This is a genomic window from Actinacidiphila bryophytorum, assembly GCF_016916835.1.
Lineage (GTDB): Bacteria > Actinomycetota > Actinomycetes > Streptomycetales > Streptomycetaceae > Actinacidiphila > Actinacidiphila bryophytorum.
The window spans coordinates 23673-50286 of record NZ_JAFFIX010000036.1 but is presented as its reverse complement, the minus strand read 5'-3'; the positions used below and the strand labels follow the sequence as shown (position 1 = coordinate 50286).

The following is a 26614-nucleotide window of genomic DNA, read 5'->3' as shown; positions in this document are numbered from 1 at the left end:
GTCCGTCGCCACACGACGGTCGTAGTGGGTTGCGCGCGCCCACGCGGCGCCAGCCGCAGATCAGACGCAGCCCCGCGCCCCTGGTGGTTGCCCCCTGCGGCAGCAGCGCCCTCTGCGGAAGAGGAGGCCTAGAGACGGGCGCCGTCGGGGCGGAAGGTGCGGCGGTAGGCGTGGGGGGTGGTGCCGACCCGGCGGCAGAAGTGATGCCGCAGGGTCGCGGCGTTGCCAAAACCCGCGCGGGCAGCGACCGCGTCGACGGTGAGGCCCGTGCCTTCGAGGAGTTCGCGGGCCAGCAAGATGCGCTGGCCCAGGAGCCAGCGGTACGGCGTCGTGCCGGTCTCCTGCTGGAAGCGCCTGGCGAAGGTGCGCGGGGACATCAGGGCGCGGGCGGCCAGGTCGTCCACGGTGACGTCCTGGTCGAGGTGGCGCTCCATCCAGGAGAGCACCCCGCCGACGGAGTCGCTGGTGGCCCGGGGCAGCGGCCGGGCCACGAACTGCGCCTGGCCGCCCTCCCGGTGCGGGGGCACGACCATGCGGCGGGCGATGCCGTTGGCGACGGCGACCCCCTGCTCCTTGCGCACCAGGTGCAGGCACGCGTCGATGCCCGCGGCGGTGCCGGCCGAGGTGACGACCCCGGCGTCGTCCACGTAGAGCACGTCCTGCTCGACGCGGGCCTCGGGGTGCCGGGCGGCGAGCAGCTCGGTGTGTCGCCAGTGCGCCGCGCAGCGCCGCCCGTCGAGCAGGCCCGCCGCGCCGAGCACGAAGACCCCCGAGCAGACGCTCAGGACGGTCGCGCCGCGCTCCACGGCCCGGTTGAGCGCGCCGAGCACGTCCCGCGGGAATTCCCGCGACGTGGCGTCGTCGGCGGCGGGTACGACCACCAGGTCGGCCTGGTCGAGCCGTTCGAGACCCTCGGCGGCGAAGACGTCGAAGCCCGCGTGGGTGCGCAGCCGCGGCCCTTCCGCGGAGACGACGGCGAAGTCGTACCCGGGCAGCCCTTCGTCGGTGCGGTCCAGGCCGAAGACCTCGCACACCACACCGAGTTCGAAGGGGTGGACTCCGTCGAGCAGCACCACGGCGACGTTCTGCAGCATGCTGCCGAGCATCGCAGATGGCAGGATGTTGCGGTAGGGCGGCAGTGCTGCCACTTACCGGCCGACAGCACCGTGGCGACTATTGACTCATGACAGTTCTCCTGGACATCGCCGCAGTACTCGCCCTCGCCCTGGCACTGAGCTTCGTGCCGCTCATGGGCGCACGCAACGACGCCCGCATTACCCGTGAGATCCGGGCAGCGGAGCGCGGGGAAGCCCCCGGGCGCCCGCCGGAACGCGCCGCCCAGGTGCGGGAGAGGCTGGCCCTACGGTACTGACTCACCGCACCGCGACACAACATGTGGGTGTGAGCCCAGAACGCGGCACAAGATGTATTCTCAAGTCCGCTGCCCGCAGGGGAAGCCGGTGCGAATCCGGCGCTGCCCCGCAACGGTGAGCGAGGCGTGCCCGCACGCCCCGCACAGCCCGATCGCCTGCCGGCAGCCGGCGCCCGCACGGTCGATGGACCGGGGGTGCCGACGAGTCCGGGCCTCGCGGATTGGGCCTGCGGACGCGGTCCCGCACGCCCGCAGGTGTGCCCGGCCCCCTCCGCCCCTCCCCCGCGCGGCCGCCGCCGCGTACGAGGGAGACCGCACCACCGTGACCATCGCGCCAGAAGCCCCCGCAGCCATTTCCGACAGCCTCCCCGGCGGCGACACCGCCGGCGAGGACCTGCTGCGCACCCTCGTCGCGCTCTGTACCGACCTGCCCGACACCGACCCGGGCCGGGTCGCCGCCGCAGCGCTGCGGGGGCGCAGCGGCGCCGCGGGGACCGCGGAACTGCGGGAGCTGGCCACCGAGTCGGCCGCGGGGCTGATCTCCGAGGACCCGGCCTACTCGCGGCTCGCCGCCCGACTGCTGGCGCTCGCCGTCACCGAGGAGGCCGCCTCGCAGGGGGCGGTCTCCTTCACCGCCTCCGTCGCGGTGGGCCACCGCGAGGGCCTGGTCGCCGACCGTACGGCGGACTTCGTCGTACGCCACGCGGCCCGGCTGGACGCGCTGGTGGAGCAGGCGCTCGCCGAGGGCGCCGACGACCGCTTCGGCTACTTCGGCCTGCGCACCCTCTACAGCCGCTACCTGCTGCGGCATCCGCTGACCCGCAAGGTGATCGAGACACCGCAGCACTTCATGCTGCGGGTCGCCGCGGGCCTGGCCGAGGACGACTCGCCCGCGGCCGTGGACGAAGTCGCCGCGCTCTACCGGCTGATGAGCCACCTGGACTACCTGCCCAGCTCGCCCACGCTGTTCAACTCCGGTACGCGGCACCCGCAGATGTCGTCCTGCTACCTGCTGGACTCGCCGCTGGACGAGCTGGACTCGATCTACGAGCGCTACCAGCAGGTGGCGCGGCTGTCGAAGCACGCGGGCGGCATCGGGCTGCCCTACTCCCGCATCAGGGCCAGGGGTTCGCTGATCCGCGGCACCAACGGGCACTCCAACGGCATCGTGCCCTTCCTCAAGACGCTCGACGCGTCGGTCGCCGCGGTCAACCAGGGCGGTCGGCGCAAGGGCGCCGCCGCGGTCTACCTGGAGACCTGGCACGCCGACATCGAGGAGTTCCTCGAACTGCGGGACAACACCGGCGAGGACGCCCGCCGCACCCACAACCTGAACCTGGCGCACTGGGTGCCGGACGAGTTCATGCGCCGGGTCGACGCCGACGCGCCCTGGTCGCTGTTCTCGCCTGCCGACGTGCCGGAGCTGGTCGACCTGTGGGGCGACGAGTTCGACGCGGCCTACCGGGCGGCCGAGGCGGCCGGGCTGGCGCAGCGGACGATCCCGGCGCGCGAGCTGTACGGCAGGATGATGCGCACCCTGGCGCAGACCGGCAACGGCTGGATGACCTTCAAGGACGCCGCGAACCGCACCGCCAACCAGACCGCCCTGCCCGGGCACACGGTCCACTCCTCCAACCTGTGCACCGAGATCCTGGAGGTCACCGACGACTCCGAGACCGCGGTGTGCAACCTCGGCTCGGTCAACCTGAGCGCCTTCGTCACCCCTGACGGCCGCATCGACTGGCAGCGGCTCGACGAGACCGTCCGCACCGCGGTGACCTTCCTCGACCGGGTCGTGGACATCAACTTCTACCCGACAGAGCAGGCCGGCCGCTCCAACTCCCGCTGGCGGCCGGTGGGTCTGGGCGTGATGGGCCTGCAGGACGTGTTCTTCAAGCTGCGGCTGCCCTTCGGCTCGCCCGAGGCCCGCGCGCTGTCCACGCGGATCGCCGAGCGCGTGATGCTCGCCGCGTACGAGGCCTCCTGCGACCTGGCGGAGCGCAGCGGGCCGCTGCCGGCCTGGGACCGCACCAGGACCGCCGCCGGTGTGCTGCACCCCGACCACTACGGTGTCGAGTTCGCCTGGCCCGAGCGCTGGGCGGCGCTGCGCGAGCGGGTCGCCGCACACGGGATGCGCAACGCGCTGCTGCTGGCGATCGCGCCGACCGCGACCATCGCCTCCATCGCCGGGTCCTACGAGTGCATCGAGCCGCAGGTCTCCAACCTCTTCAAGCGCGAGACGCTGTCGGGCGAGTTCCTGCAGGTCAACTCCTACCTGGTGGCCGAGCTCAAGCAGCTGGGGGTGTGGGACGCGCAGACCAGGGAGGCGCTGCGGGAGTCCAACGGAAGCGTGCAGGGCCTGAGCTGGATCCCGGCGGAGGTGCGGGAGCTGTACCGCACCGCGTGGGAGCTACCGCAGCGCGCGCTCATCGACATGGCCGCGGCCCGCACCCCCTACCTGGACCAGAGCCAGTCGCTGAACCTCTTCCTGGAGACCCCGACCATCGGCAAGCTCTCCTCGATGTACGCCTACGCGTGGAAGCAGGGCCTGAAGACCACCTACTACCTGCGCTCCCGCCCGGCCACCCGGATCGCCCGCGCCGCCCAGGCGCCCGCCCCCGCGGCCGTATCCGTGCCCGTACCCGCGACCGCCGACGCCGACGCGATCGCCTGCTCCCTGGAAAACCCCGAGTCCTGCGAGGCCTGCCAGTGATGACCAGCACACCCGTGAAGAACCTGCTCGACCCGGGCTTCGAACTGACCCTGCGGCCCATGCGCTACCCGGACTTCTACGAGCGCTACCGCGACGCGATCAAGAACACCTGGACGGTCGAGGAGGTGGACCTGCACTCCGACGTCGCGGACCTGGCCAAGCTCAGCCCCGGCGAGCAGCACATGATCGGCCGGCTGGTCGCCTTCTTCGCCACCGGCGACTCGATCGTCTCCAACAACCTGGTGCTCACCCTCTACAAGCACATCAACTCCCCCGAGGCGCGGCTGTACCTGTCCCGCCAGCTGTTCGAGGAGGCCGTGCACGTCCAGTTCTACCTGACGCTGCTCGACACCTACCTGCCCGATCCCGCCGACCGGGCCGCGGCCTTCGACGCCGTCGAGGAGATCCCGTCGATCCGCGAGAAGGCGCAGTTCTGCTTCCGCTGGATGGCCAACTTCGACGGGCGGGGCGCCGAGAAGATCGACCGCCTGGAGACCCGCGAGGACCGCCGCCGCTTCCTGCTCAACCTCATCTGCTTCGCCGCCTGCATCGAGGGGCTGTTCTTCTACGGCGCCTTCGCCTACGTCTACTGGTTCCGCTCCCGCGGGCTGCTGCACGGCCTCGCCACCGGCACCAACTGGGTGTTCAGGGACGAGACGATGCACATGAGCTTCGCCTTCGACGTGGTCGACACCGTACGCAAGGAGGACCCCGGGCTCTTCGACGACGCGCTGTGCCAGGAGGTCACCGACATGCTGCGCGAAGCGGTCGACGCCGAGCTGCAGTTCGGCCGGGACCTGTGCGGGGACGGGCTGCCCGGCATGAACACCGAGTCCATGCGCGCCTACCTGGAGTGCGTCGCCGACCAGCGGCTCGCCCGGCTGGGCTTCCCCGCCCTGTACGGGTCGCAGAACCCCTTCCCCTTCATGGAGTTGCAGGGCGTCCAGGAGCTGACCAACTTCTTCGAGCGCCGCCCCTCCGCCTACCAGGTGGCGGTGGAGGGCACGGTGGCGCTCGACGAGGACTTCTGAGCCGTACGCTCCCGGCGCGGCCTAGTCGTTGGGCACGGTCGCGAACTTCGGGGTCGCCTCCGCCATCTGGCGCATGACGTCCTTGCGGTCGCGCTTGGAGAGCCGGTCGATGTACAGCCGGCCGTAGAGGTGGTCGGTCTCGTGCTGCAGGCAGCGGGCGAAGTAGCCGCTGCCGCGCACGACGACCGGCTCGCCGTTCAGGCCCTGGCCACGGACCACCGCGTAGTCGGGGCGCGGCGTCTCCATGTACGCGCCCGGCACGGACAGGCAGCCCTCGTTGGAGTCGTCCAGGTGCCGCTGGTCGGCCGGCAGGTCGTCCAGCACCGGGTTGCACACGACGCCGACGTGCCGGGTGTCGTTGTCGTCCGGGCAGTCGTAGACGAAGACCTTCAGGTCCACGCCGATCTGGTTCGCCGCGAGCCCGACGCCCTCGGCCGCGCGCTGGCTGGCGAACATGTCGTCCACGAGGGCGAGCAGGTCGTCGCCGAAGTCGGTGACGTCCTGGCACTCCCGGTGCAGCACCGGATTGCCCACGACGGTGATCGGACGCACCGTGCCGCGCTCCCGGTGAGCCAGCTCACGGGCCTCCGCGTCGGTCACGTCGTCGAGGAACAGCTCCTCCGGAGAGGTGGTGGGGGTCTCGGTGTGCTGCTGGGACATCTGAGCGGTACGCCTTCCAGGCGGGGGTCGAGTATCGGTCCAGGGTACGGCCCCCTGGCAGGCCTGCCCCCCGCTTCCCTGACCTTCCCTGGCCGGGGGCTCTCAGGTGATTGCCACCTGCGGTGCCATGTCGCCTTCCCCCGGCCCGGGCTGGTCGCGCAGTTCCCCGCGCCCCTGAGGGGTGCCCTCTTCTCGCAGGGTGAGCGTTTTTCAGAGGCGCGGGGAACTGCTTTCAGAGGCGCGGGGAACTGCGCGGCCAGCCCACCACCGGGAGAAGATCCCGGAACCCGGGGAAAGGGGCAGGTCGGGGGAACCCCCGGTCAGCAAACTTCTTCCAGGTCCCGCCAAGCCCGCGCAGCGGGAGAATCGGCGACCCACCCGTCGAGAAGGCCTCGGACCAGGCCCGCAGGGGCCGCGACCCCGCACTCCCGCTCGGGCGACCACTGATCACCCGAAGCGTGTTCGCTCAGGTGGCTGAGATGCCCGGGGTGCCCGGGCTCACCGTGGTCGTGCGGGTCGCGCGCCGCGGTCCCGTCGTCCGTGGGCATCCGGCTCTCGGAGCAGGTGCGGCACAGCAGGCGTACCGAGGAGGACCAGTCCTCCGCGGCATAGCCGGCCTCGGCCGCCAGGCGTTCCAGCGCGTCCCGGTCGGCCGGGGTGTCGGCCTCCAGCAGCACCAGCCAGGTCGGGACGGGTGAGGGCGCCCACAGCTCGATCTCGTCGAAGACCGGGTAGACCGACCCGCCGCCGTGCCCGGCGGCGGTGTCGCGCTCGCCGTGCGGCACCCCGTCGTGCAGCACGACCTCGCCCCAGCGCCGCCCGGAGGAGGGCAGCGGGATGGAGAGCACCTCGACCCGCGCCGGGTCGAGCCTGCGGCCCCACACGACCTCGGCCTCGCCCTCGGGCGAGAGCCGTACGGCCGCGCTGCCCAGCGGGAGCCGCGCGGACTCCTCGCCGCTGCGCGAGCCGGTGCCGGCCGGCATCCGCAGGCCGTACGCCTGCCAGGCGCGGCGGGCCAGCGGCCAGTCCTGGAGCGCGGTGGCGGCGATGCCCAGGTTCCACCAGTCGGGGGCGCCGACGGGCCGGTCGAGCAGGGCGACGGCCCGCAGCCCGGCGATCCTGGCCTGCGCCCAGTCGTGGCGGAACTTGTGCAGCAGCGCCAGGTTGTACCAGGACTCGGACAGCCACGGCTCCAGGTCGGCGGCACGGGTCAGCAGTGCGCCCGCGTCGTCGTAGCGGCCGTCGTCGATCAGCGAGAACGCCTGGTCGGTGGCCTGGCGCCAGGTCGGCGACGGCCGGTGCCGCACTCGTCCGAAGATCTTCAACGTCGTTACCCGCCTGCCCGCTCAGCCGATCACTGCCAGGACGTCGCCTTCCCGCACCACGATCACGTCCCCCGGGGGGACTCGCACCACCTGAGTGCGGCCCCTTCTCGTACCGCCCGCACGCCGTCGGACAGGCCGGTACGACACCAACCTTGCACATTTTGGCCGCTGTCTCAGCCCGACCCCGTGCTCGTCGGCCACCGGCGTCCCGCGGCGGCCCTCACCCTGCCTCCTTGCCATCCCCGTGGGCATCCAACCATGCCCAGGTGAGGTGTGTGAGGGCACCCGGGTGAGTGTGACTCACCCGTACGGCCTACAGGGACGCCGACCGGCCGCCGCGGACCGCGTACAGCGCGGGCGGCGGGGGCGGCGGGGGCCAGGGGTGGCGGGCCAGCGCGCGGGCGAGCGCGTCGACCACGGACGGGTCGAACTGGCTGCCCTCGCAACTGCGCAGCTCCGCCAGGGCGGCGGGCACGGAGCGGGCCTGCCGGTAGCTGCGGGTGGAGGTCATGGCGTCGAGGGCGTCGGCCACGGCGACGATCCTGGCCGGCCAGGGGATGTGCCGCCCGGCCAGGCCGTGCGGGTAGCCGCGGCCGTCGAGGCGTTCGTGGTGGTGCAGTACGGCCACCCGGGCCACCGCGGGCACTTCGGAGCCGCGCACCAGCGCGTAGCCGTGCCCGGGGTGCCGCTGCACGGTCTCCCGCTCGGCGGCGGTCAGCGGCCCGGGCTTGCGCAACAGGCCTCCGGGAACCCCGAGTTTGCCGATGTCGTGCAGGGTGCCGGCCAGCCGCAGCGCGGCCACCATGTCGTCGGCGAGCCGCAGTTCGACGCCGATCAGTGCGCTGGCCTGGCCGACCCGGTCGCCGTGGCCGCGTGTGTACGGGTCCTTGAGCTGCATGGCGGCGACCAGCGCCGTGATGAGGCTCATGGCCGCGGCTCGCGGCACAGGCGGGGCAGAAAGGATTCTGCGCGGCCCGCGCGGCGGGACACGGCGTCGCACGGCATCGGCACTGCGAGCGGCCTCCTCCGGCAAGCACGCGGCGGACGCGGCCCCATCGGAGCCCTGGCCCCGGGGGAGGTCCCCCGGGGCTCAGAACGATAGGGCGGCGCCCGCCGCGGCACCGCGGAACACCGGCGATACGCCCGTACGGGCGACAGCGTGACGAGCGCCTTGACAGCCCCGTGGCGCGGCGGCCGACCGGCAGGGAGGGCCTAGGAGGCCGGCTCGGCGGCCGACGACTCGCCCTCGCGGATCATCTCGATCCGCATCATGACCTTCGACCGCAGGTCGGTCGGTACGTCGTCGGACCCGCAGCACCGCTTGACCAGCTTCTTCACGGCCTGTTCGAGCCCGTACTTCTCCAGGCAGGGGTGGCACTCGTCGAAGTGCTGCCTGAATTTCGTACATGCGTCATCGGACATCTCGTTGTCGAGATATTCGTAGAGGTGGCCCAGCACCTCCGAGCAGTCCGTCTCATGCGCGTTGCCGCAACTCATGAATCCGCGCCCTTCTCACTTCCCGCGCCCGCCGGGACCAGCCCGCGGTCACGGGCGTAGTCCTCCAGCAGGTCGCGCAGCTGCCGACGCCCGCGGTGCAGTCGGGACATCACCGTGCCGATGGGCGTTCCCATGATGTCCGCGATCTCCTTGTAGGCAAAGCCCTCGACGTCCGCGAGATACACCGCGATGCGGAATTCCTCCGGGATCGCCTGCAGCGCCGCCTTCACGTCCGAGTCGGGCAGGTGGTCCAGCGCCTGCGCCTCGGCCGACCGCAGTCCGGTCGACATGTGCGACTCGGCCCTGGCGAGCTGCCAGTCCTCGATGTCCTCGGAACCGCTGCGCAGCGGTTCACGCTGCTTCTTGCGGTAGGAGTTGATGAAGCTGTTGGTGAGGATGCGGTAGAGCCAGGCCTTCAGATTGGTGCCCTCACGGAACTGGTGGAAGGACGCGTACGCCTTCGCGTACGTCTCCTGCACCAGGTCCTCCGCGTCGGCCGGATTGCGGGTCATCCGCAGCGCGGCCGAGTACATCTGGTCGAGGAACCCGAGGGCGTCCCGCTCGAAACGCTCGGTGCGCTCCGCGCTGCTCTCCTGCGATACCTGACCGGACGCACCCGCGGTTTCCGCCGTGCTGTCGTCGGTGCCGGTGACCGGACCCACCTCCTCAGAAACGCCAGCGAGCCCCAAAGCGGACACGCTCGTCTCGGAGGATATTGCACTGGCGAGTGACGCGCCTGGTCCACCCTTGCCTGCGTCCTTGCCGTCGCCCGCGACGGGCCAGTCGGCCCAGTTCACGAACGGCGCGGCTGCCGCCTGCTGGGCGGTTGCCTCGGCCCGGGGCCGGCATGCGGCTGAAACCATGCGGATGCCTCTCTCGCCAAATCGCCAAATCGCCAAAGCGTCGTCACTGGCTTCTTGCGTCTTCCGCCTCGCACAACGCTGCCGCCCCGGTGGTCATTCCCGGGGCGTACGGGCGGTGGCCGCCGCCCGCGGGGCCGCGTGCCCCAGGCCCGCCAGCCAGTCGGCGACAGCCCCGGTGAGCACCGCGAGCGCCTGCTGCACGGTGATGTCGGCCCGCTTGGGCACACCGAAGCCGTGGTCGGCCTGCGGCACCTCCACCGGCTCGTGGCCCGGCGGGAATTCGGCGGGGCGGCCGAAGGGGTCGTGCCCGCCCTGCACGGTCAGCAGCGGCACCGCTGCCGCGGCGGCGGTCAGCTCGGCCGCCCGGGAGGAGGCAGGGCGGCCCGGCGGGTGCAGCGGGAATGCCAGCGCCAGGACGGCGGCGGCGCCCAGCTTCCCGGCCGTGCGGCAGGCCACCCGGGCGCCGGCGCTGCGGCCGCCCGCGACGACCGGCAGGCCGGGTTCCGCCAGCGCGGGCCACAGGGCGGTCCAGCCGGCGTCGAGGGTGGCGGGCGCGGGGGCGAGCTTGCGGCCCGCGACCCGCCAGGGCTGCTCCACCAGGGCGACGACCACACCGGCCGCGGGCAGCTCGGCGGCCAGCGCGACCAGGTCCAGCGCCTCGATGCCGCCGCCGGCGCCGTGCCCCAGGGCGAGCACGCTGCGCGGGCGGCTCGCTCCGTACCAGGTGATCCGGGCGGGGCCCGCGGGGGTGGCGGCCTCCTCTGTGCGGGTGGGGACCGGGGCGGGCGGTGCGGATGTTCCTGACGGGTCGGCCATCAGAACAGTGTCTCCTCCTCGGGCGCCGGCAGCTCGTCCAGCAGCTCGGGTCCGTTGTTGGCGACGTTGCTCACCGCGGTGCCCACCGGGTAGGCCCGCATCAGGCCCTCGGGCGGCGGGGAGAGCAGGCCGCGCAGCGCGTCGGGCTCCGTGGTGGCCGGGTCGAGCCAGGCGTCCCACTTGTCCCGGGTGATCATCAGCGGCATGCGGGGGTGGATGTCGGCCAGGGCGCGCGGCCCGCGGCCGTCGTAGCCGGCCAGCTCGCCGGTCTCCGCGGCGGTCGTGACGACCGTGCAGGTGGTCCACCAGGCCCGCGGGTGGTCGTCGGGCAGGGTGCGGTCGCGCCAGAACTCGTACAGCCCGGCCATCGCCATCACCGAGCCGTCGGCGGGTGTGACGAAGTACGGCTGCTTGCGCGCCCGCTTGCGCCTGCCCTGCTGCTCCAGCTGGAGCTCGCCGGCCTGGGTGACCCACTCGTAGTAGCCGTCGGCCGGTATCAGGCAGCGCCGGGCGGCCAGGGCGCGGCGGAAGGACGGCTTCTCGGCCGCGGTCTCGGCCCGCGCGTTGATCATCTTGACGCCCACGTCAGGGGTCTTCGCCCAGGACGGCACCAGGCCCCAGCGCAGCACCCGCAGCTGGCGTACCGGCTCGGGGGAACCGGAGTCCCGCACCGGGCGGTCCAGTACGACATAGACGTCCTTCGTCGGCGCCACGTTGTAGTCAGGGGCGAGCGCCTCGGTGGGCTCCCACTTCGTGACCCCGAAGAGGCCCGTCAGGTTTTCCGGTTTCCGGCTCGCCGCATATCGACCGCACATGGGTGCCAGACTGCCACGGTCACCGGGCCGGACGGCGGCCGGATCGCAAGGACGTACGAGAAAACGCGCGGCCGGAGCCGTGGCGGGACGAGCAAAGGGAATGGGCGCCGAATGAACGTCGCGAACCTCAGCGAGATGTGGGACCGGCTCACCGGGACGCAGGCCGACCCGCCGCGCTGGCTGATCGGCGCCACTGCGGTGGTCGCGCTGGCGGCGGTGCTGTCCGGCGGGGTGTGGCGGATCGTGCGCAATGCGGTCACGATCGCGCACGAGGGCGGGCACGGCCTGGTGGCACTGCTGAGCGGGCGGCGGCTGGACGGCATAAGCCTGCACTCGGACACCTCGGGCCTGACCGTCTCCCGCGGCAAGCCGCACGGCCTGGGCATGATCCTGACCGCCGCGGCCGGCTACACGGCCCCTCCGCTGCTGGGCCTGGCGGGCGCGGCCCTGCTGGCGGCCGGGCACATAACCGCGCTGCTGTGGGGGGCCACCGCGCTGCTGCTGGTGATGCTGGTCATGATCCGCAACGCGTACGGGGCGCTGACCGTGGTGCTGACCGGGGCGCTCTTCCTGCTGGTGTCGTGGCTGACCAAGGCGCAGGTGCAGGCGGCCTTCGCCTACCTGGTGGTGTGGTTCCTGCTGGCCGGCGGCGCCCGGCCGGTCGCGGAGCTGCAGAGCAGCCGGCGCAGGGACCGCAGCGGCTCCTCGGACGCCGACCAGCTGGCCCGGCTGACCCGCACGCCGGCCGCGCTGTGGCTGCTGTTCTTCTACGGGATCGCGCTGTGCTCGCTGGTCGGCGGCGGGCGCTGGCTGCTGGCACGCTGACCCGGGCGGCCCGCCCGGGACACCGGCTGCGGCACCCGCCGATGGCCAGGAGGTGACGCCCCGCAGCCCGGAATCAGACATTCCGGTCGTGGCTGCCTTCGGGTGACCCTCGGTTTCCGGGAGGTTTCGGCTCATTCGCCGACTTATCTCCCCGTACCCGAACCACTACGCTGGGCCTCATGACCGACAGCGCCGCGCACTCCCCCCTCTGGTGGGCCGCCCCCACCGCGCCCGGTGCCGTGGACGCGACCGTCACGGTGCCGGGATCGAAGTCGGTGACCAACCGCGCCCTGGTGCTGGCCGCGCACTCGGCGGAACCCGGATGGGTGCGCCGCCCGCTGCGCAGCCGGGACACCGTCCTGATGGCCGACGCCCTGCGGGCGATGGGCGTGCAGATCGACGAGACCGTCAACCCCGACGGCGGCGAGGCCTGGCGCATCATCCCCGCAGGTCTGCACGGCCCGGCCACCGTGGACGTCGGCAACGCGGGCACCGTGATGCGCTTCCTGCCGCCGGTCGCGGCACTCGCCGACGGCCCCGTCCGCTTCGAGGGCGACGCGCGCGCCTACGAGCGCCCGCTGGGCGGGGTGATCGACGCGCTGCGCAGCCTCGGTGCGCGGATAGACGACGAGGGCCGGGGGTCGCTGCCGCTGACCGTGTACGGCGCGGGGTCGCTGACCGGCGGGGCGGTCGACGTGGACGCGTCGTCCTCCTCGCAGTTCGTCAGCGCCCTGCTGCTGTCCGGGCCGCGCTTCAACAAGGGCCTCGAAGTACGGCACACCGGACGTACGCTCCCGTCCGTGCCGCACATCCGGATGACCGTCGACATGCTGCGCAAGGCCGGCGCCCGGGTCGACGCCCCGCAGGACGGCGGCGCCCGCAACGTGTGGCGGGTCACCGCCGGCGCCCTGCTCGGCCGGGACCTCACGGTGGAGCCCGACCTGTCCAACGCGGCGCCCTTCCTGGCCGCCGCCCTGGTCACCGGCGGCCAGGTGACCGTACCCGGCTGGCCGCGCAGGACCACCCAACCGGGTGACGCGCTGCGCGAGATCCTCACCCGCATGGGGGGTTCCTACGAGCAGACCGACCAGGCGCTGACCTTCCGCGGCACCGGCCGCGTCCGGGGCATCACCGCCGACCTGCACGACGTCGGCGAGCTGACCCCGGTGATCGCCGCGGTCGCCGCGCTCGCCGACGGCGAGTCGCTGCTGTCCGGCATCGCGCACCTGCGGCTGCACGAGACCGACCGGCTCGCGGCCCTGGCCAAGGAGCTGGGCGCGCTGGGCTGCGACGTCACCGAGACCGACGACGGGCTGCGGATCCGCCCGCGCCCGCTGCACGGCGGCGACTTCCACACCTACGAGGACCACCGGCTGGCCACCGCGGCCGCCGTGGTCGGCCTGGCCGTCGAGGGCGTCCGGGTGGAGAACGTGGCGACGACCGCCAAGACGCTGCCGGACTTCCCCGAACTGTGGACCTCGATGCTGGGCGTGCCGGCGGGGCAGGGCTGACAGGTGCGGCGCTACGGCAAGAACCCGGACGAGGACGACGTCAGAGTCCGCCCCAACAGCAGGGGCACCCGTCCGCGGACCACCATCAGGCCCAAGCACGAGGACGCGGCCGAGGGCATGGTGCTGACCGTCGACCGCGGCCGGCTCACCGTGCTCGTCGAGGACCGCGAGGTCACCGCGATGAAGGCGCGCGAGCTGGGCCGCAAGTCCGCGGTCGTCGGCGACCGGGTCGCGGTGGTCGGCGACCTGTCGGGGGCCAAGGACACGCTGGCCCGGATAGTCAGGGTCGAGGAGCGCCGGTCGGTGCTGCGGCGGACCGCGGACGACGACGACCCCTTCGAGCGGGTGGTCGTGGCCAACGCCGACCAGCTGGCCATCGTCACCGCGCTCGCCGACCCCGAACCCCGCCCCCGGATGATCGACCGCTGCCTGGTGGCGGCCTACGACGCCGGGCTCGACCCGCTGCTGGTGCTCACCAAGTCCGACCTGGCGCCGGCGCAGCCGCTGCTGGAGACCTACGGCACCCTCGACCTGGCCTATGTGGTCACCAACCGGGAGGACTTCCTGACCGGCGGCGTCGACCAGATCCGCGAGCGCCTCGCGGGCCGCGTCACCGCCTTCGTCGGCCACAGCGGCGTCGGCAAGACCACCCTGGTCAACGCGCTGGTGGAGCGTCAGCGGACCACCGGCGTGGTCAACGCGGTGACCGGGCGCGGCCGGCACACCACCACCTCCGCCCTGGCGCTGCCGCTACCCGGCGACGGCCCCGAGGGCGCGGCGGGCTGGGTGATCGACACCCCGGGGGTGCGGTCCTTCGGGCTGCACCACATCGACCCCTCCCGGGTCATCCACGCCTTCCCCGACCTGGAGCCCGGCACCGAGGACTGCCCGCGCGGCTGCTCGCACGACGAGAAGGACTGCGCACTGGACGCCTGGGTGGCCGGAGGCCATGCGGAACCGGCCCGGCTGGACTCGCTGCGGCGGCTGCTGGCGACCCGGGAGCGCCGCGAGGGGGACTGACCGGTACGGTTGGGCGGCCTCACTTCCCCGGTCCGCTGTGTGATGATCGACAGCGCACCCGCCGGTGCACGGACCGACGGCCGGGCGGGGCAGCAGCGGTACGAGCCGAACGAGCCGAAACGGAGGCGCCCGGATGGCCTGGCTTCTGGTGGTGGTCGCGGGTCTCTTCGAGACCGGCTTCGCGGTCTGCCTCAAGCTGTCGCACGGCTTCACCCGGCTGTGGCCCACCATCGCGTTCTGCGTCTTCGCGCTCGGCTCCTTCGGCCTGCTGACCCTGTCGTTGAAGAAGCTCGACGTCGGCCCGGCCTACGCGGTGTGGACCGGCATCGGTGCGGCGGGCACCGCGATCTACGGCATGGCCTTCCTCGGCGACCTGGTCAGCGCCCTCAAGCTCGTGTCGATCTCCCTGGTCCTGGTCGGCGTCATCGGCCTGCAGATCTCCGGCTCCTCGCACTGACGCCACGGCGGTCCGCGCCAGGCACCCGCAACGCCCTACGGAACCGGCCGCGCTGACGGCCCGGCAGGCCACGACAGCAGGCTGCGCACCAGCTGGGCGATCCGCAGGCACGACTCCCGGTCGTCGGCGGCCGGCGCGATCACGTACGACAGGGTCAGCCGCAGCGCCGCCTCACAGGCCCAGCCGATGTCCTCGGGGCGCAGCCGTGGGTAGCCGCGGACCAGCGCCTCGACCGTACGCGCGTGCATGGCGTCGACCAGCGGGCTGCCCGTGCCGCGGCCGGCCTCCGGTGCCGCCCTGGTGTGCGCCCGCGGCGGTTCCGCGGCCGGCGGCCCCGGCGGCGGGGACTGGGTCAGGGCCGCGCGGATCAGCGGGCTGCGGCGGGCCGAGCGCAGCGTCCAGCCCGCGGCGGCGGCGAAGCACTCGCCCGCGTCCGCGCCGGCGCGGCGGGCGGTGGCCAAGGAGCGGTCCACGCCGGCCAGGAAGGCGTCGGCCTCGCGCCGGGCCAGCGCCCTGGCCAGGCCGTCCTTGCTGCTGAACTCGTTGTAGAGGGTCTGCCGCGAGACCCCTGCGGCGGCGGCGACCTCGGCCATCCTGACCGCCTCCCAGGGGCGTTCGCCGAGCGCGGCGAAGGCCGCGTCCATGAGTGCGTCTCGCACGGTAGGCATCGGTGCCTCCAGGCGGTGCCTCCGGGCCACCGCGAGGGTGGCGGTGTGGCGGACGGACGGCCGTCCTCGGAGAATTGACGCGGCGCCGGGGTCTGTCAAGGTCCCGCGTCGGCCCGGCCCGCACCGCGCCGCGCTACTGTTCGGCCCATGCCCGACTTCAACGACGACCTCCGGCTGGCCCATGTGCTGGCCGACGCCGCCGACGCCGCGACCATGGCCCGCTTCAAGGCCCTCGACCTGAAGGTCGAGACGAAACCGGACCTGACGCCGGTCACCGAGGCGGACAAGGAGGCCGAGGAGCTGATCCGCGGCCAGTTGGGCCGTGCCAGGCCGCGGGACGCGGTGCTCGGCGAGGAGTACGGCAGCCAGGGCAGCGGGCCCCGGCGCTGGATCGTCGACCCCATCGACGGCACCAAGAACTACGTCAGGGGCGTGCCCGTGTGGGCGACCCTGATCGCGCTGGTGGTACGCGGCGAGCAGGGCGACGAGGGCGTGGTGGGCGTGGTGTCCGCCCCGGCGCTGGGCCGCCGCTGGTGGGCGGCGCAGGGCAGCGGCGCCTACACCGGGCGCAGCCTGTCGTCCGCGACCCGGCTGCACGTGTCGCGGGTGAGCCGGCTGGAGGACGCGTCCTTCGCCTACTCCTCGCTGAGCGGCTGGGAGGAGCAGGGGCGCCTCGACGGCTTCCTGCACCTGTCGCGCAACTGCTGGCGCACCCGCGGATACGGCGACTTCTGGCCGTACATGATGGTGGCCGAGGGATCGGTCGACATCTGCGCCGAGCCCGAGCTGAGCCTGTGGGACATGGCGGCCAACGACGTCATCGTCCGGGAGGCGGGCGGCCGCTTCACCTCCCTCGACGGCGAGCCCGGTCCCTTCGGCGGCAATGCCGCGGCCTCCAACGGGCTGCTGCACGAGGACCTCCTGGGCTACCTCGGCGGTTCCTGACCTCGGACTACTCGCTGTGCATGCACCCTTGCCCACCGCAGGGACGCGTGTGACTATGAAGGTACTCCCGCTTGTGAATTTGTGAATCCGTTCACGGAACGGCTGCACACACCACCAGGAGGTGCCTGCCCATGCTGGTCCGCGACGCGATGAGCACGGTGGTTCTGACCATCGGCCCCGCCCACACCCTCCGCCAGGCCGCCCAGCTGATGTCCGCCCGCCGGGTCGGGGCGGCCATCGTCCTCGACACCGACACCTGCGGACTCGGCATTCTGACCGAGCGCGACGTGCTCAACGCCATCGGCTCCGGCCTCAGCCCCGACCAGGAGCTGGCCGAGTCCCACACCACCACCGACGTCGTCTTCGCCGCCCCCCAGTGGACCCTGGAGGAGGCCGCGACCGCCATGCTGCACGGCGGCTTCCGCCATCTGATCGTCCTCGACGGCCGCGACCCGGTCGGCGTGGTCTCGGTCCGCGACATCATCCGCTGCTGGGCGCCGCTGAAGTCCGCGATCCCGGCCTGACTCCGCCGCCGGGCCAGGCGCGACGGAGGGGCCGGAGCCCCATGGCGTCCGGCCCCTCCGGCCTCTCGGTCAAGCGCCGGGTCAGCCGCGGAGGGCCTGGACCGCGACCTCCAGACGCTTGCCGAAGTCCTCGTCCGCGCGGCGGAAGTTGTCCACCGCACGGGCCGCGATGTCGTCCCGCGACACCTTGGCGATGAAGCCCGCCAGGTTCTCCACCAGCCGGGCCTGCTCGTCCTGCGACATCAGCCGGTACAGCGCGCCGGCCTGCCCGAAGTCGTCGTCCTCGGCGTGCACGGGCGCCGCGCCGTACGCCGTCGCCCCGGACACCTCGACCGGCTCCCACAGCGGGCGGCCGGTCTGCTCGGGGCCGCCGAAGCTGTTCGGCTCGTAGTTGCGCTCGCCCTTGTGCCGCCCGTCGTAGAGGTAGCCGTCCCTGGCGTGGGTGCGGGCCTGCGTGGCGTGCGGGCGGTTGACCGGCAGGTGGTCGGCGTTGACGCCGACCCGGTAGCGGTGCGCGTCACCGTACGCGAACAGCCGGCCCTGCAGCATCCGGTCCGGCGAGGGGCCGATGCCGGGCACGAAGTGCGCGGGCGAGAAGACCGACTGCTCGACCTCGGCGAAGACGTTCTCCGGGTTGCGGTTCAGCTCCAGCCGGCCGATCTCGATCGGCGGGTAGTCCGCGTGCGGCCACACCTTGGTCAGGTCGAACGGGTTGAAGCGGTACGCCGCGGCGTCGGCCGCCGGCATCACCTGCACCTGCACCGTCCACGAGGGGAACTCGCCGCGCTCGATGGCGGTCCGCAGGTCGCGCTGGTGGTGGTCGGGGTCCTCACCGGCGATCCGGTTGGCCTCGGCCTGGGTGAGGTTCCTGATCCCCTGGTCGGTCTTGAAGTGGTACTTGACCCAGAAGACCTCGCCGGCCTCGTTGTTCCACTGGTAGGTGTGCGAGCCGTAGCCGTTCATGTGGCGCAGCGTCGCCGGTATGCCGCGGTCGCCGAACAGCCACGTCACCTGGTGGGTGGACTCCGGGCTCAGGCTCCAGAAGTCCCATACGTTGTCCGCCTCCTGGGAGCCGGTGTACGGGTCGCGCTTCTGGGTGTGGATGAAGTCGGGGAACTTCAGGGCGTCCTTGATGAAGAACACCGGGGTGTTGTTGCCGACGAGGTCGTAGTTGCCCTCCTCGGTGTAGAACTTCAGCGCGAAGCCGCGCGGGTCGCGCACGGTGTCGGCGGAGCCGAGGTTGCCCGCGACGGTCGAGAAGCGCAGGAAGGTCTCGGTCTGCTTGCCGACCTCGGACAGGAAGGCCGCCCGGGTCCACTGCGACACGTCGCGGGTCAGCGTGAAGGTGCCGTACGCGCCGGCGCCGCGGGCGTGCACCACCCGCTCCGGGATCCGCTCCCGGTTGAAGTGGGCCAGCTTCTCCAGCAGGTGCTGGCTCTGCAGGAGCACCGGCCCCGCAGGACCCGCGGTCTCGCTGTTCTGGTTGTCCGCCACGGGCGCCCCGGCCTCGGTGGTCAGCGGACCCGTCTCCTGAACCGTCACGTACGTCTCCCTGCCCTCGGCGTCGTCGGCTGCCCCAGTGGCTGATACCGGACCCGATCGTACATTGGACTCCGTCTAAGTCAAGAAGCGGGTCAGTTGCGGACCTGTTCGCACCCCGGACTCCCGCTGGTAGGCTGATCCCCATGAGTGACCTGCTGGAACGCCTGCGCGAACGCGGCTGGCGGCTCACCGCCCAGCGGCGGGTCGTCGCCGAGGTCCTCGACGGCGACCACGTCCACCTGACCGCCGACGAGGTGCACGCGCGCGCCATCGCACGGCTGCCGGAGATCTCCCGCGCCACCGTCTACAACACCCTCGGCGAGATGGTCAGCATCGGCGAGGTCGTCGAGGTCGCCACCGACGGGCGCGCCAAGCGCTACGACCCCAACGCCCACCGCCCCCACCAGCACCTGGTCTGCTCGGGCTGCGGCACCGTCCGCGACGTCCACCCGCACGGCGACCCGCTCGCCGCGCTCCCCGCGGCCGAGCGCTTCGGCTTCACCGTCTCCGCCGCCGAGGTCACCTACCGGGGGCTGTGCCCCGACTGCTCGTAGGCCCGCGCCGGGCGCGGGTGCACCCCTCCGATACGGGCCGCGGCCCGGCGCACCGCCGCCTCAGGGCGCACACTGCCGATCCAGCGGATCTCCACCGGCACTTCGTCAGGTGCACGGGCCGCCAGCGCCGCGAACACCTCCCGGGCCGCGCCCGGGTCGGGGTCCATGGCCAGCGGGCCCAGCAGCCCGACCAGCTCCCCCTGCGGCGCCAGCCGCCCCACCGCACGCACCGCGGCCCTGCGCACCATCGGCGGCGCCGCCCTGCGCTGGTCGAGCAGCCGCATCAGGGCGGGCACGTCGGCCGCGTCCCCGCACTCCCCCAGACCCGCCGCCAGGCCCGCCAGCAGCCGCACCGGCGTCGACCTGCCCGCCCGGCCCAGCTGCCTGCGGTAGACCGCCGACGGCGGCTCACCGCGCCCGTACAGCTGCCAGCGGGCCGTCACCCGGACCATACGCGCCCGGTCCGCCAGCGGCGCCACCAGCCGCGTCGCCGGCACGTCCGCGGGCAGCGCCGCCACCGCCAGCTCCCGCACCGCCGCGTCCCCGGCCAGCAGCAGCCGGCCCGCCTGGTCCGGCTCCAGGTCCAGCAGCCGCTGCGCACACAGCGTGCGGCACACCTGGTCGCGGTCCCGCAGCGCGGTACGCAGCAGGTCCCCGCGGGCGTACTCGCCCAGTTCGAGCGCCAGCGCCACACCGAAACGGCGGGCCGCCCGGTCGGAGTCCGCCACCAGCACCCGCACCGCCCTGCGGTGCGGCGCCCCGCACAACAGGCCGCGGTACTCCGCCAGCAGCGCACCCGTACGGCTGCGGTCCGCCAGCCGCAGCAGGACCCGCACCGCCGCCGCCACCTCCTCGGGGGCGCTGCGCACCAGCAGCGCCGCCCTCGCCCGCGCCCTGACCGCGTCCACCCAGTCGGCGCAGCGCAGCGCCAGCCCCGCCACCGCCGCCGGCCCCCCGCAGCCCGCCAGGCCCTCCACCGCGGCCTCCCGCACCCGGCCGTCCGCCGCGAACGAGCGCAGCAGCAGGCCCAGCACATCGCTGCCGCCCGCCTGGGCGGCACCCGGGCTCCTGGCCGCGCGGTCCAGGAGCAGCAGCAGCCTCGGCGGCGCCGCGGTCAGCGCCGCCAGGGCCGCGGCGCGCTCGTGCGGTGACCCCTGCGCGGGGAGCGCCGCCAGGCGGGCCAGCAGCACCTCGGCCTCGGCGGCCCGCCCGCTGCCGGCCGCCGCGCACCACTCGTCCCAGCGTCCGCTGACCTCCGGTCCCCCGTGTTGCGGGCTGCGCCCGCGCCGTCTGCGCAACAATCCCGCCTCCTGAGGACCCGTCACCTCGTCCTCCCCCCAGCATCCCCCGCCCCCGCCCCGCCCCCCACCCGATCCGGCCGGACTTTGCCCGAACGAGAAGAAGGCCCGGAGGCGTGAGCCTCCGGGCCTTCTTCTTCGCAGTAGCGGGGACAGGATTTGAACCTGCGACCTCTGGGTTATGAGCCCAGCGAGCTACCGAGCTGCTCCACCCCGCGTCGTTGTGCCTTCACGATAGCCCGCGCGAATCGATCAACGCAAATCCCTTCCCAGGTGGGTGCCTGATCGACGCCCCCACACCCCCAGCGGCGCCCTTGCGCAGGGCGGTGAGCGTTTTTCAGGGGCGCGAGGAACTGCGCGCCAAGCCCCCACCGGGGCGCGGGTCGTCACCGACCCAAAGGGGCTCTTCCGTCCGGAGACGGACCACCCGCCGGCGAGCGAAGCGAGTGGGGGCACCCCCAGGCGAAGCGCTGGGGGAGGCTGAGCGCGCAGTTCCCCGCGCCCCTGGGTGGCGCCCTCCCGGGCAAGGGCACCCCCGCCAGGGTCAGGCGGTGCCGCCGCGGCCGGCGGCGCACTTCAGGGGCGCGGGGAACGGCGCGACCAACCCCCGCCCACCGGCACGTGGCGACGGACCGCCACAACCCCGGGGGCGCGGGGAACTGCGCGCGCAACCCACCACCCGCCGGTGGTCCGGCACGGACCGAACAGCCCCTTTCGGACGGAGACGACCCGCGCCCCGGCGGGGGCTGAGCGCGCCGTTCCCCGCGCCCCTGGGGGGCACCGCCCTACGCAGAGGCACCCCCCTCAGCCCCCGCGGCCAGCGGATGGCTCGGCCCCGCCGAAGAGGCACCCCGCAAGCCACCGCGGCCCGCGGAAGCGCATCCCTGGCCGGAGGGGGCCGTGCAGCCGGCGTGGCCAGCGGAAGCGAACCCCCTCCGCGTAAGGGCACCCTCTATGCGGAGAGCTCTTGGTTGACGGCTGCCGTCAGGCGGGTGGCGCGTTCGGCGACTTCGGCCGGGCCGCAGGCCACGGCCTTGTCGCACCAGGCGCGGGCGTCCGTGAGACGCCCGTGGCGGGCAGAGAGCAGCGCCATGCGCAGGGCCGCACGCCCGTGCCCGGCCTCGGCCGCGCGTGTCCACCACAGCGCGGCCTCCGACTCGCTGCCCTCGCGGGCCAGCAGCAGGCCGAGGTTGAAGGCCCCGTTGCGTGAGCCCGCCTCCGCCGCGAGGCGGTACCAGTGCGCGGCCTGCTCGACGTCGCCGTGCTGCGCCGCGGTCATGCCCAGGCGCACCTGGGCACGCCGGTGGCCCTGCCGGGCCGCCCGCTCGTACCACTCGTCGGCCTCCGAGGCCATGACCTCGGATTCGCCCTGCTCCCGCTCGCGCCGGTCGAGCAGCGCACCGAGGCGGAAGGCCGCCTCAGGACTTCCGCCGCCGGCCGCGCAGCGCAGGTGCCGCTCGGCGCCGTGGTGGTCGCCCTCGCGCTGGAGCGCTATGGCGACCTGGAGCGCCGCACCGGCGTGCCCGGCCGCCGCCGCGCGCTCGTACCAGCCACGGGCGGCGTCCGCCTCGTCCCGGCCGGCGTGCAGGATGCCCAGGTTGAAGGCGGCGTCGATGCTGCCGGCCTCCGCGGCCTTGGAGAACCACGGTTCGGCCCCGGACGCGTCGCCGTGCTGCAGCAGCAGGACGGCGAGCGCGTTGGCGGCCTCGCGGTGCCCGGCGTAGGCGGCCTTGCGATACCACTGCTCGGCCTGCGGGGTACGGCCCTGGCCCGCGCACAGCAGGCCGAGGTTGTACGCCCCGTTGACGTCGCCGGCCTCCAGGGCGGCGCGGTACCAGCGCTCGGCGGTCTGCGTCTCGCCCTCCTGGGCGTGCAGCGCGCCGAGCGCGTTGGCGGCGTTGCCGTCGCCGGCCTGTGCGGCGCGGCGCCACCAGGTCGCGGCCTGGTCGAGGTCGCCGGCGTCGCGCAGCAGGAAGGCCAGCGCGCAGGCGGCCCGCGCCTCGCCGTCGCGGGCGGCGGTCAGGTACCAGTGCCCGGCCTCCTTGGTCTCGCCGCGCTCTTCGAGGAGCATGCCGAGCCGCAGCGCGGCCCTGCGGTGGCGGCGGGCCGCGGCCTGCCGGTACCACTGCTCGGCCTCGTGGGTGTCGCCGCGCTCGGCGCAGTAGCGGGCGAGCCGGTAGGCGGCCTCGCGGTGGCCGTGCTCCGCGGCGGCGTGGAACCACCGCTCGGCGCCGGCGTCACGCCGGTGGTCGAGGAGGTCGGCGAGCGCGTAGGCGCCCAGCGCGTGGCCGGATTCCGCGGCCTGGCGCAGCCAGTACTCGGCGCCTGGCTCGTCGCCGCGCTCGCGGTAGTGCCGGCCGAGTGCGTGCGCGGCCGGCGCGGAGCCGGCGACGGCGGCGATCCGCCACCAGCCGGCCGCCTCGTCGGCGTAACCGCGCTGGTGCAGCAGCAGGCCCAGGTTGTTGGCGGCGGCACGGTCGCCGTGCTGCACGGCCTCGCGCAGATACGGCTCGGCGCCGTCGAGGTCGCCGCGGCGCAGCAGCAGGGTGCCGAGCGCGCTCATGGCGAAGGGGTCGCCGTGCTCGGCGGCCCGCCGGTGGCGGGCCTCGATCTCGGCCTCCTCGCGCAGCGCGAGCGCGTCCTCGTCGGGCAGGTCGGCGGGCAGTGCGGGGACCAGGTCGGGGAGGGCGACCGCGTCGCCCTCGCGGGGTGCGGGCAGCAGCACGGCCGGCTCCGCGGGTGCGGGCACCGGCACGGCCGCGGCTGCGGCGGGCAGCGCCAGGTCGCCCGCCGGACCATGGCGACCACGGTTCTGACGAGCGTTCAGCAGCCTTGCACCATCCCCCATGAGCTCCATCGTCGCACCACCTGCTACCGGCGTACACCTGGTATACCGCAACCCACTTGGTCTCTACAGCGTTTTGTCGACTTCCCGACATGACGGCATGCCAAACACCGTTGCTCCGGCTTCACCCGAACAAGCGAAGAGGCCCGAAGTCACTTGACTTCGGGCCTACTTCATGCAGTAGCGGGGACAGGATTTGAACCTGCGACCTCTGGGTTATGAGCCCAGCGAGCTACCGAGCTGCTCCACCCCGCGTCGTTGTGTCCCAACCGTACCACGACGCGGGGTGTCACCCGTTCAGCCCTTCTTCGCGGCGGTCTGCGAAGCCGCCTGCGCCCGCTTGAGCGCGTCCCCCAGCCGCTGCTGCGCCTCGCCGTAGGCGTCCCAGTCCATCTTCTTCATCGCCGCCTGCCCGTCCTCGTACGCCTTCTGCGCGTCGGCGAGCGCCTGGTGCAGCGCCGGGTCGCCCTTGGCGGCCGAAGGCGGCGCCTTGGCGGCGGGCGGTGGCGCTTCCGGCGTCTTGGCCGACGGGTCGGCCCCCGACGGGCCGAACAGGTCGTCGAGCGCCGCCGACAGCGTGGGCTGGTAGGTGATCTCGTTGCCGTAGAGCACCGCCACGCTGGCCAGCTGCGGGTAGTCGACGCCGGTGGTGCGCACGTAGACCGGCTCCATGTAGAGCAGCCCGCCGTCCAGCGGCACCGTCAGCAGGTTGCCGTACTCGACGGTGGAGTCCGAGCCGGAGCGTTTCAGCTCGTTGATCTTCGGGGCGGACTTGCTGTTGGCGTTGATCTTCGACTGCACCAGCTTCGGTCCGTCGACCGTGGGGCTGGTGGGCAGTTGCAGCACTCTGATGGTGCCGTAGTCCTTGCTGGCCGCGTCCGCGTCGACCGCCATGAAGGCGCTCAGCCGGTTCTGCCCGCTGGGGGTGAAGGTCGTGGTCAGCGAGAAGGACTTGGCGCTCTGGCCGGGCATCCGCAGGCTCATGTAGTACGGCGGCACCGCCTTGCCCGCCTTGGCCGCCGGGTCGTCGGGCACCGCCCAGACCTGGCTGCCGCTGGAGAAGTCGGCCGCCTTGGTGACGTGGTAGGTCGAGAGCATCTCCCGCTGCACCTTGAACAGGTCCTCGGGGTAGCGCAGGTGCGCCAGCAGGTCGGCCGGGATGTCCGCCTTCGGCTTGACCGTGTGCGGGAAGACCTTCATCCAGGTCTTGAGCACCGGGTCCTCGGTGTCCCACTGGTAGAGGGTCACCGTGCCGTCGTAGGCGTCGACGGTGGCCTTGACCGAGTTGCGGATGTAGTTGACCTGGTTCTGCCGGGCGACCACCGAGCGCTGGCTGTCGGTCTGCGAGTCGGCCGTGGTGTCGCCGAGGGTGGTGCGGGAGGCGTACGGGTAGCTGTTGCTGGTGGTGTAGGCGTCCACGACCCACTCCACCTTCTTGCCGACGACCGCCGGGTAGGGGTCGCCGTCGATGGTCAGCCAGGGCGCGACCGCCTCCACCCGCTCCTTGGGTGTGCGGTTGTAGAGGATCTTGGAGTCCTTGCCGATGGCCCCCGAGTAGAGGATCTTCGGCTCGCCGAAGCTGACCGCGTAGGCGGCGCGGGTCAGCGGGTTGCGCAGGCTGACACCGTCCTTGCCGGCGTAGGCGGTGGTCGTCTCGCGGCCCTTGTCGGCGTAGTCCAGCTCCGGGGTCGGGCCGCCGACGATCGAGTACTGCCGGGTCTGCTCGCCGAAGTAGATCCGCTGCTGGACGCCGCCCGCGTCGGCGCCGCCCGGCAGGCCCTGCTCGGTGAAGGAGGGGGTGCCCTGGCTGGTCACCTCGCTGCCCTTGGCGGCGACGACACCGTAGCCGTGCGTGTACTTGAAGTGGTCGTTGATCCAGCTGTTCTGGGGTATGCCCTTGACGTTCAGCTCGCGCAGGCCGATCACGCTGTCCTGGCCCGTGCCGCCGGCCGACGCCCGGTCGACGTCCAGCGTCGAGGGGAACTGGTAGTAGTCGCTGCCCTGCTGGAGCTGCTGGAAGGTGGGCGAGACCACGTTCGGGTCGAGGACCCGCAGGCTGGCCGAGGCGTCCGCGTCGGCCCGCAGCGTGCCGGCGGCGGCAGGGCTCCCCGCGGCGGCCTGCGTGGCGGCCGAGGGCTTGCCCGGGTAGGGGGTCACCTCGGTCTTGGTCAGGCCGTACGCGGCCCGGGTGGCGTCGATGTTCTTCTGGACGTAGGGGGCCTCCTTGGCGGCCTCGTTCGGCAGCACCTGGAACTTCTGCACGATGGCCGGGTAGAGGCCGCCGATCAGGATCGCCGAGAGCACCATCAGGCCGAAACCGATGGTCGGCAGCGACCACGTACGCCGCCACAGGGTGGCGAAGAAGAGCAGCGCGCAGATCACCGCGATGAAGAACAGGATCGTCTTGGCCGGCAGGTAGGCGTTGGCGTCGACGTAGCGCAGCCCGGTCCACTTGTCGGCGCTCCTGAAGCCGCTGGAGCGCACCGCGAGCGAGTAGCGGTCCAGCCAGTAGGCGACCGCCTTGAGGGACACGAACAGGCCGAGCAGCACCGCCAGGTGCATGGTGGCCGCCGACGTCGCCCGGGCGCCCGGCGAGGTGATCCGCAGGCCGCCGTAGAGGTAGTGCACCGCGGTCGCGGCGATCAGCGAGAGGATCACCGCGGCGAAGCCGAAGCTCAGCAGGAAGCGGTAGCAGGGCAGGTCGAAGGTGTAGAAGGACACGTCCTTGTGGAACTGCGGGTCCTTGGTGTGGAACGGCGTGGCATGGACCATGAGCAGCCACAGCCGCCACTGGGTCGCGGCCGAGCCGCCGGCGATCAGCCCGACGACCGCGCTGACCCCGAGCAGCACCCGGGTCTTGTACGGCGCGATGCCCATCCGGTAGCGGTCCAGGTTCTGCTGCTCGCTGGACATCGCGCTCAGCGGCGGGCGCAGCCGGTGCGCCAGGTACATCGAGGAGCCGACACTTCCGGCCATGAACAGCCCGAAGACGACGAAGAGCCCGATCTTCGTCCAGGCCATGGTGGAGAAGACCGAGGAGTAGTGGACCGAGCGGTACCAGAGCCAGTCCGTCCACAGACCGGCGAAGGTCGCGAAGCCGACGAGCAGCACGGCGAGGACGCCGAGCACGACGATCAGCGCGACGACCCTGCGGGAGGGGCGTCCGGCTCTTGTGCCGCTGGGTCCTGCCGCCCCTTCGCCGCGGTCCGGCATCTGGAATACCAAGGGTTGCGCACCTCGAAATGTCAGCGTTTTCTGCGGTGTCCCGGGTCGGACTCCCACAGATGCAACTTCACCACGCTTTGGCCGGTTCCCGATTCCGGCGGGGGAAGG

Annotated in this window: 23 protein-coding genes, 2 tRNA genes and 1 riboswitch; of the genes, 10 read left to right on the top strand and 15 right to left on the bottom strand. The window is 73.0% G+C overall.

Features of this window, described 5'->3' with window-relative positions; all coding sequences use genetic code 11:
• Positions 1-128 precede the first annotated feature (128 nt).
• Positions 129-1094: a helix-turn-helix domain-containing protein gene (locus tag JT723_RS32605; protein ID WP_205048486.1), complete on the bottom strand. Its 966-nt coding sequence runs from the start codon at positions 1092-1094 to the stop codon at positions 129-131.
• A gap of 89 nt (positions 1095-1183) precedes the next feature.
• On the opposite strand from JT723_RS32605, the gene JT723_RS32600 reads away from it, so the two are divergent.
• The 3 genes from JT723_RS32600 (at position 1184) to JT723_RS32590 (ending at position 5116) form a co-directional block, all read left to right on the top strand.
• Entirely contained in the window at positions 1184-1372 is a 189-nt protein-coding gene (locus JT723_RS32600; protein WP_205048481.1) for a hypothetical protein, read from the top strand.
• Between the two features lie 78 nt (positions 1373-1450).
• Positions 1451-1512: riboswitch (cobalamin riboswitch) on the top strand.
• Positions 1513-1694: 182 nt separating this feature from the next.
• A complete protein-coding gene (locus tag JT723_RS32595; RefSeq protein WP_205048480.1) occupies positions 1695-4085 on the top strand; it encodes a ribonucleoside-diphosphate reductase subunit alpha in 2391 nt (796 codons plus the stop codon).
• Entirely contained in the window at positions 4085-5116 is a 1032-nt protein-coding gene (locus JT723_RS32590) for a ribonucleotide-diphosphate reductase subunit beta (RefSeq protein ID WP_205048479.1), read from the top strand. The genes JT723_RS32595 and JT723_RS32590 overlap by 1 nt, the downstream gene beginning before the upstream one ends.
• A 21-nt stretch (positions 5117-5137) precedes the next feature.
• On the opposite strand, the gene def is transcribed toward JT723_RS32590, so the two are convergent.
• From def to JT723_RS32555, 7 genes are all read right to left on the bottom strand, one after another.
• Positions 5138-5776: a peptide deformylase gene (def, locus tag JT723_RS32585; RefSeq protein ID WP_205048478.1), complete on the bottom strand. Its 639-nt coding sequence runs from the start codon at positions 5774-5776 to the stop codon at positions 5138-5140.
• Between the two features lie 320 nt (positions 5777-6096).
• Entirely contained in the window at positions 6097-7101 is a 1005-nt protein-coding gene (locus JT723_RS32580) for a tetratricopeptide repeat protein (protein ID WP_205048477.1), read from the bottom strand.
• 313 nt (positions 7102-7414) lie between these two features.
• Complete coding sequence (locus JT723_RS32575; protein WP_205048476.1) at positions 7415-8029, bottom strand: HD-GYP domain-containing protein; 615 nt, start codon at positions 8027-8029, stop codon at positions 7415-7417.
• Positions 8030-8313: 284 nt separating this feature from the next.
• Positions 8314-8598, bottom strand: coding sequence for a mycothiol system anti-sigma-R factor (rsrA, locus tag JT723_RS32570; RefSeq protein WP_205048475.1), 285 nt, complete (start codon positions 8596-8598; stop codon positions 8314-8316).
• Positions 8595-9260, bottom strand: a complete 666-nt coding sequence (locus tag JT723_RS32565; protein WP_372441404.1) for a sigma-70 family RNA polymerase sigma factor — start codon at positions 9258-9260, stop codon at positions 8595-8597. The genes rsrA and JT723_RS32565 overlap by 4 nt, the downstream gene beginning before the upstream one ends.
• A 294-nt stretch (positions 9261-9554) precedes the next feature.
• Entirely contained in the window at positions 9555-10277 is a 723-nt protein-coding gene (locus JT723_RS32560) for an alpha/beta hydrolase family protein (protein WP_205048473.1), read from the bottom strand.
• The gene (locus tag JT723_RS32555; RefSeq protein ID WP_205048472.1) at positions 10277-11092 is read right to left on the bottom strand and encodes an SOS response-associated peptidase; all 816 of its coding nucleotides are present in this window, start codon (positions 11090-11092) and stop codon (positions 10277-10279) included. The genes JT723_RS32560 and JT723_RS32555 overlap by 1 nt, the downstream gene beginning before the upstream one ends.
• A 111-nt stretch (positions 11093-11203) precedes the next feature.
• Between JT723_RS32555 and JT723_RS32550 the strand changes: the two genes are divergently transcribed.
• The 4 genes from JT723_RS32550 to JT723_RS32535 all read left to right on the top strand — a co-directional run bounded on the left by JT723_RS32550 (position 11204) and on the right by JT723_RS32535 (position 14905).
• Positions 11204-11917 (top strand): M50 family metallopeptidase, encoded by a 714-nt coding sequence (locus tag JT723_RS32550; RefSeq protein ID WP_205048471.1) that lies wholly within the window; start codon positions 11204-11206, stop codon positions 11915-11917.
• 179 nt (positions 11918-12096) lie between these two features.
• Positions 12097-13428, top strand: coding sequence for a 3-phosphoshikimate 1-carboxyvinyltransferase (aroA, locus tag JT723_RS32545; RefSeq protein WP_205048470.1), 1332 nt, complete (start codon positions 12097-12099; stop codon positions 13426-13428).
• Between the two features lie 3 nt (positions 13429-13431).
• On the top strand, positions 13432-14448 hold the full coding sequence (gene rsgA / locus JT723_RS32540; RefSeq protein WP_205048469.1) for a ribosome small subunit-dependent GTPase A: 1017 nt from the start codon (positions 13432-13434) through the stop codon (positions 14446-14448).
• Positions 14449-14581: 133 nt separating this feature from the next.
• Positions 14582-14905, top strand: coding sequence for a DMT family transporter (locus JT723_RS32535; RefSeq protein ID WP_033171775.1), 324 nt, complete (start codon positions 14582-14584; stop codon positions 14903-14905).
• 35 nt (positions 14906-14940) lie between these two features.
• On the opposite strand, the gene JT723_RS32530 is transcribed toward JT723_RS32535, so the two are convergent.
• Positions 14941-15573 (bottom strand): TetR/AcrR family transcriptional regulator, encoded by a 633-nt coding sequence (locus JT723_RS32530; protein WP_205048468.1) that lies wholly within the window; start codon positions 15571-15573, stop codon positions 14941-14943.
• A gap of 147 nt (positions 15574-15720) precedes the next feature.
• Here JT723_RS32530 and hisN point away from each other — a divergent pair, with 147 nt between their 5' ends.
• Both hisN and JT723_RS32520 read left to right on the top strand, forming a co-directional pair.
• Positions 15721-16518, top strand: a complete 798-nt coding sequence (gene hisN / locus JT723_RS32525) for a histidinol-phosphatase (RefSeq protein WP_205048467.1) — start codon at positions 15721-15723, stop codon at positions 16516-16518.
• A gap of 131 nt (positions 16519-16649) precedes the next feature.
• Positions 16650-17042 carry a CBS domain-containing protein gene (locus JT723_RS32520; RefSeq protein WP_205048466.1) on the top strand — a complete coding sequence of 131 codons (393 nt, stop codon included), beginning with the start codon at positions 16650-16652 and terminating at the stop codon, positions 17040-17042.
• Between the two features lie 81 nt (positions 17043-17123).
• On the opposite strand, the gene JT723_RS32515 is transcribed toward JT723_RS32520, so the two are convergent.
• Entirely contained in the window at positions 17124-18584 is a 1461-nt protein-coding gene (locus JT723_RS32515) for a catalase (protein ID WP_205048465.1), read from the bottom strand.
• A gap of 143 nt (positions 18585-18727) precedes the next feature.
• Between JT723_RS32515 and JT723_RS32510 the strand changes: the two genes are divergently transcribed.
• A complete protein-coding gene (locus JT723_RS32510; protein ID WP_205048464.1) occupies positions 18728-19138 on the top strand; it encodes a Fur family transcriptional regulator in 411 nt (136 codons plus the stop codon).
• On the opposite strand, the gene JT723_RS32505 is transcribed toward JT723_RS32510, so the two are convergent.
• The 5 genes from JT723_RS32505 to JT723_RS32485 form a co-directional block, all read right to left on the bottom strand.
• A complete protein-coding gene (locus JT723_RS32505) occupies positions 19108-20463 on the bottom strand; it encodes a hypothetical protein (RefSeq protein ID WP_240166544.1) in 1356 nt (451 codons plus the stop codon). The genes JT723_RS32510 and JT723_RS32505 overlap by 31 nt on opposite strands.
• A 117-nt stretch (positions 20464-20580) precedes the next feature.
• Positions 20581-20654: transfer RNA gene (locus tag JT723_RS32500), tRNA-Met, on the bottom strand.
• Between the two features lie 734 nt (positions 20655-21388).
• Positions 21389-23293 carry a tetratricopeptide repeat protein gene (locus JT723_RS32495; protein ID WP_205048463.1) on the bottom strand — a complete coding sequence of 635 codons (1905 nt, stop codon included), beginning with the start codon at positions 23291-23293 and terminating at the stop codon, positions 21389-21391.
• Positions 23294-23462: 169 nt separating this feature from the next.
• Positions 23463-23536, bottom strand: a tRNA-Met gene (locus JT723_RS32490).
• A gap of 42 nt (positions 23537-23578) precedes the next feature.
• Positions 23579-26494: a UPF0182 family membrane protein gene (locus tag JT723_RS32485; protein ID WP_205048484.1), complete on the bottom strand. Its 2916-nt coding sequence runs from the start codon at positions 26492-26494 to the stop codon at positions 23579-23581.
• Positions 26495-26614 lie beyond the last annotated feature (120 nt).

Bases quoted from the DNA above. Each gene is read 5' to 3' on its own strand.
- JT723_RS32535 (WP_033171775.1), top strand. From the start codon at position 14,582: ATGGCCTGGCTTCTGGTGGTGGTCGCGGGTCTCTTCGAGACCGGCTTC.
- JT723_RS32575 (WP_205048476.1), bottom strand. From the start codon at position 8,029: ATGAGCCTCATCACGGCGCTGGTCGCCGCCATGCAGCTCAAGGACCCG.
- aroA (WP_205048470.1), top strand. From the start codon at position 12,097: ATGACCGACAGCGCCGCGCACTCCCCCCTCTGGTGGGCCGCCCCCACC.
- JT723_RS32550 (WP_205048471.1), top strand. From the start codon at position 11,204: ATGAACGTCGCGAACCTCAGCGAGATGTGGGACCGGCTCACCGGGACG.
- JT723_RS32485 (WP_205048484.1), bottom strand. From the start codon at position 26,494: ATGCCGGACCGCGGCGAAGGGGCGGCAGGACCCAGCGGCACAAGAGCC.
- def (WP_205048478.1), bottom strand. From the start codon at position 5,776: ATGTCCCAGCAGCACACCGAGACCCCCACCACCTCTCCGGAGGAGCTG.
- JT723_RS32605 (WP_205048486.1), bottom strand. From the start codon at position 1,094: ATGCTGCAGAACGTCGCCGTGGTGCTGCTCGACGGAGTCCACCCCTTC.
- JT723_RS32520 (WP_205048466.1), top strand. From the start codon at position 16,650: ATGCTGGTCCGCGACGCGATGAGCACGGTGGTTCTGACCATCGGCCCC.
- JT723_RS32510 (WP_205048464.1), top strand. From the start codon at position 18,728: ATGAGTGACCTGCTGGAACGCCTGCGCGAACGCGGCTGGCGGCTCACC.
- hisN (WP_205048467.1), top strand. From the start codon at position 15,721: ATGCCCGACTTCAACGACGACCTCCGGCTGGCCCATGTGCTGGCCGAC.
- rsrA (WP_205048475.1), bottom strand. From the start codon at position 8,598: ATGAGTTGCGGCAACGCGCATGAGACGGACTGCTCGGAGGTGCTGGGC.
- JT723_RS32600 (WP_205048481.1), top strand. From the start codon at position 1,184: ATGACAGTTCTCCTGGACATCGCCGCAGTACTCGCCCTCGCCCTGGCA.
- JT723_RS32590 (WP_205048479.1), top strand. From the start codon at position 4,085: ATGACCAGCACACCCGTGAAGAACCTGCTCGACCCGGGCTTCGAACTG.
- JT723_RS32555 (WP_205048472.1), bottom strand. From the start codon at position 11,092: ATGTGCGGTCGATATGCGGCGAGCCGGAAACCGGAAAACCTGACGGGC.
- JT723_RS32530 (WP_205048468.1), bottom strand. From the start codon at position 15,573: ATGCCTACCGTGCGAGACGCACTCATGGACGCGGCCTTCGCCGCGCTC.
- JT723_RS32560 (WP_205048473.1), bottom strand. From the start codon at position 10,277: ATGGCCGACCCGTCAGGAACATCCGCACCGCCCGCCCCGGTCCCCACC.
- JT723_RS32495 (WP_205048463.1), bottom strand. From the start codon at position 23,293: ATGGAGCTCATGGGGGATGGTGCAAGGCTGCTGAACGCTCGTCAGAAC.